Source organism: Elusimicrobiota bacterium, from assembly GCA_040757695.1.
Taxonomy (GTDB): domain Bacteria; phylum Elusimicrobiota; class UBA8919; order UBA8919; family UBA8919; genus JBFLWK01.
The window spans coordinates 1-1,086 of record JBFLWK010000259.1; the positions used below are offsets into that span (position 1 = coordinate 1).

At 33.3% G+C, this 1,086-nt stretch carries 2 protein-coding genes; both read right to left on the minus strand.

The window, feature by feature from the left end; translation table 11 throughout:
* A partial coding sequence (locus AB1349_14620) for a class I SAM-dependent methyltransferase (protein ID MEW6558560.1) occupies positions 1–636 on the minus strand: 636 nt, incomplete at its 3' end.
* 142 nt (positions 637–778) lie between these two features.
* Positions 779–1,086 (minus strand): glycosyltransferase (locus tag AB1349_14625; protein ID MEW6558561.1); only part of this gene is annotated, 308 nt, incomplete at its 5' end.

Sequence of the window (1,086 nt, forward strand, 5' to 3'; positions counted from 1 at the left end):
ATTTCCTAGAATCACTCTTTGCCACCAGTACGATGCCTCTAAAAGAGAGAAAAAACAGCACGGTTTTAGCCAGATATTGGTGAAGCCATTTTTTTCAAGGTAAATTTTTAATACTTCCATAGACCATCTTGTAAAATGATGAGGTGGATAATCTCCAAAACCGAACGCTCTGTCAGACAGTTTTGCTAGAAATCTATCTCTATTGGGGACCGACCCAGCGACAAATCCATCCTTCTTCAATAATGTTGTAATATCTTGTATAAAAGACTGCAGATTGTCCTGGTGTTCTAAGACTTCAAAGAAAGTAATGATATCAAATTGTATGTTCTTCATTTTTGCAAAATCTACAAACTCTGTTAATGATACAGGAAAGACATTTCTAAGATTTCTTTTCTTCCTGGCTGTCTCGATACTCTTAGAATCAAAATCAATACCCCATACATCGAAGCCAAATTCTCGAGCCTTTTCTAAAAAAATGCCATCGCCACATCCAACATCCAGTAATTTTCCACTTTTTAATGGCGGATTTTCAAAGAACAGGTTCATATTTTGAGATATGCTTCTTGATCTGCCAACATGGAGTGACGTATAATCTTTATGGAGTTCATCTTCATAAAATTCTTTAAACATAGCCATAGGGTTCCAAAATTCTAATGAACAGGCGTGACATATGTATAATTAGTGTTCATAATTTTTGAATAGTAATTTTCTTTATATCTATCCTTATCTATATTTACAGAGCATAATGGACACTTTATATTTTTCATCAAATATTTCTCTAAATGTTTGTCATGAAATTGTTAAACTCTTTAAACACTTTTCCATACTCAAAATCTCTTACTCTTATTGAAGCATTATTTCTTAATTCTTTATTAAATTCTTCGTTCTGAAGAACATGCAAGATTTCATTGGCGAGAGTTATATAATCCCCTCTTTGAACCAAAATCCCACATTTCCCATTTTCAAGAATTTCTGATGGACCACTTGGACAATCTGTAGCAATTATTGGTAAACTGCAAACCATAGCTTCAATTATCACATTGGCAAAACCTTCAATATCTGAAGTAAGGATAAAAAGGTCCGATA